At 72.3% G+C, this 2,908-nt stretch carries 3 protein-coding genes; all 3 read left to right on the top strand.

Annotated elements, in window-relative coordinates; all coding sequences use genetic code 11:
- Nucleotides 1-870 (top strand): peptide chain release factor N(5)-glutamine methyltransferase (gene prmC, locus DBR36_RS06655; RefSeq protein ID WP_375136063.1); only part of this gene is annotated, 870 nt, incomplete at its 5' end.
- A 107-nt stretch (nucleotides 871-977) separates the two neighbouring features.
- On the top strand, nucleotides 978-1,727 hold the full coding sequence (locus tag DBR36_RS06650; protein WP_108318124.1) for an L-threonylcarbamoyladenylate synthase: 750 nt from the start codon (nucleotides 978-980) through the stop codon (nucleotides 1,725-1,727).
- Nucleotides 1,724-2,899, top strand: coding sequence for an MraY family glycosyltransferase (locus DBR36_RS06645; protein WP_108318123.1), 1,176 nt, complete (start codon nucleotides 1,724-1,726; stop codon nucleotides 2,897-2,899). Before DBR36_RS06650 ends, DBR36_RS06645 begins: the two co-directional genes overlap by 4 nt.
- The last annotated feature ends 9 nt before the right edge of the window (nucleotides 2,900-2,908 follow it).

Genomic DNA, 2,908 nt, shown 5'->3' with positions numbered 1-2,908 from the left:
GCCCCCGCGGTCGTCTCGGTCGATCAGACCCTGCGCGACACCGCCACCCGCCTCGCCGCCGCGGGCATCGGCGACCCCCGGGTCGACGCCGAACTGCTCGTCGCCCACGTGCTCGACACCTCGAGGGGCGGAGTCCAGGCCGCCGCCATCCGCGGCGACCGGATGCCGCCCGCCGCCGCCGCGGCCCTGGCTCCGCTCGTCGACCGCCGCTGCGCGCGCGAGCCCCTGCAGCACCTCACCGGCACGGCGCCGTTCCGCTCGCTCGAGCTGGCGGTCGGCCCGGGCGTCTTCGTCCCCCGGCCCGAGACCGAGATGGTCGCGCAGTTGGCGATCGACGCGCTGCGCGCCGTGGCCTCCGACGCCCCCATCGCCGTCGACCTCGGCACCGGCAGCGGAGCGATCGCCCTGGCGATGGCCACCGAGGTGCCGCACTCCCGGGTGTTCGCGGCCGAGAACTCCGTCGACGCCTTCGTCTGGACTCGTCAGAACGTCGACCGGGTCGGCGCCGGCAACGTCACGCTCGCCTTCATCGACCTCGCGGACGCGTTCGGCGAGCTCGACGGCACGGTCTCGGTCGTGGCATCCAATCCTCCGTACGTCCCCGACGACGCCATCCCGCGCGATCCCGAGGTGCGGCTGTTCGATCCGCCCGCGGCCCTCTACGGGGGACCGGACGGTCTGGATGCCGTGCGGCAGCTGAGCCGGGTGGGACTGCGCCTCGGGCACCCGGGCGCGACCATCGTCATCGAGCACGGCGAGTGGCAGGGCGCGGCGATCCGCGAGATCCTCACGAACGACGGCTGGCGCTCGGCCGCGACGCACCCCGACCTGACCCGTCGCGACCGGGCGACGACCGCGATCCGCCCCTGACCACGCGGGAGCCCGTGACACCGCGGGCGGTGCCGACCGCCGCCCGACGGCGGCTACGCGGGGCCGGACAGCGCGGAGTCCGCGGCGCGACTAGACTGGCGCGCGACATGTCACCCGTCTACGACTGCCGTGACGAGTCGCAGCTGCTGTCCGGGATGCGCCACGCGCGTCAGGCCATCGGTAGAGGCGAACTCGTCGTGCTCCCCACCGACACCGTCTACGGAATCGCCGCGGACGCGTTCAACGCGCGCGCCGTCGCGGGCCTGCTCGAGGCGAAGGGTCGCGGTCGCCAGCAACCGCCGCCCGTGCTGGTGGCGGGCGTCGGCACGCTGCGCGCCCTCGTTGCCGAGATCCCGCCGGCCGTCGAAGACCTCGTGCGCGAGTTCTGGCCCGGTGGGCTCACCATCGTGCTGCCCGCCCAGCCGTCGCTGTCGTGGGACCTCGGCGACACGCACGGCACCGTCGCGGTGCGGATGCCCGCGCAGAAGCTGACCCTCGAACTGCTCGAAGAGACCGGCCCCCTGGCCGTCTCGAGTGCGAACCTCACCGGACGGCCCGCGGCCGTCGACATCGACTCCGCCCGCGACATGCTGGGCGACAGCGTCGCGGCCTACCTCGACGCCGGACCCAGCGAGACCGGGGTCGCCTCGACCATCGTCGACGCCACGACTCTGGTCGGCGGTGCCGAGCCGCAGGTGCGGGTGCTGCGCGAGGGCGCGATCTCGCGTGAACGGCTGCGCGAGGTGCTGGGCGATCTGCTCGAGCCCGACCCCGTCGACGACGCGCCCGCGGCCGGCCCCGGCCCGGCGTCGCCCGCGAGCGACACTGCTCCGGATGCCGAGGCTCCGGGTCCGTGACCCAGTACCTCCTCACCATCCTGTTCACGGCGGCGGTCACGCTCGCGCTGTCGTGGGTGGTGTGGAAGCTCGCCCTGCGCTTCAAGCTGTACCCGGGCATCCGGGAACGCGACGTGCACAAGACCCCGACGCCCCGGCTGGGGGGCGTGGCCATGTTCCTCGGCGTCGTCGCCGCGTTCGCGCTCTCGAGTCGCAACCCCTACTTCGCGATCTTCTGGACCGATCCGGTCCCGGTGCTGTCCCTGCTGGGCGCGGTGCTGCTGATCGTGCTGGTCGGCGTCGCCGACGACCTGTGGGACCTCGACTGGATGATCAAGCTGGGAGCGCAGTTCGTCGCGGCCGGCGTCATCGCGTGGTTCGGTCAGCTGCAGATCCTGTCGCTGCCGATCGGGGCGCTCACGGTCGGGTCGAGCTGGGTCAGCTTCCTGCTCACGGTCTTCGCCCTGGTCGTCGTGATGAACGCCGTCAACTTCATCGACGGCCTCAACGGGCTCGTCGCGGGCGTCTGCCTCATCGCCAACGGCGTGTTCTTCGCGTACTCCTACCTCCTCGTCCGCGATACCGGGGCCAGCACCTACTTCAACCTCGCGTCCTTCATCGCCGCGGTGCTCGTCGGCGCCTGCCTCGGCTTCCTGCCGATGAACTGGACCCCCGCGAAGCTCTTCATGGGCGATGCGGGCGCTCTCATGCTGGGGCTGCTCATGGCCAGTTCGGCGGTGGCGATCACGGGCCAGCTCGACCCGGCCGTGCTCGACCCCGAGAAGATCGGGCGTTCGCAGCTTCTCGGTGCGTTCATCCCGATCCTGCTGCCGGTCGTGATCGTGCTGCTGCCGCTGCTGGACTTCGGTCTCGCCGTCGCGCGCCGCCAGTGGGCGGGGCGTTCTCCCTTCTCGCCCGACCGCAAGCACCTGCACCACCGCATGCTCGACATGGGCCACAGCGACCGCGACGCCGTGCTGATCTTCTACGCCTGGACGGCGGTCGTCTCGCTGGCGTTCCTGCTCATGTACATCGGCACGCAGCAGAGCTGGCCCGGTGACTACGCCATCGGCATCGTCTTCGGCGCCGCGGGCGTCATCGCCTGCGCCGTCCTCACCCTCCTTCCCTCTCAGCACCGTCTGCGCCGGCTCGCCCGTCGCGTCCGACCCACCCGACCGGAGTCCCCCTCATGAGCACCGCCC

The sequence above is a fragment of the Microbacterium sp. HMWF026 genome, assembly GCF_003061325.1.
GTDB lineage: Bacteria > Actinomycetota > Actinomycetes > Actinomycetales > Microbacteriaceae > Microbacterium > Microbacterium testaceum_E.
Note: the sequence above shows the minus strand (reverse complement) of the source record. Positions and strands in the feature narration are given on the sequence as shown.

Bases quoted from the DNA above. Each gene is read 5' to 3' on its own strand.
- DBR36_RS06650 (WP_108318124.1), top strand. From the start codon at position 978: ATGTCACCCGTCTACGACTGCCGTGACGAGTCGCAGCTGCTGTCCGGG.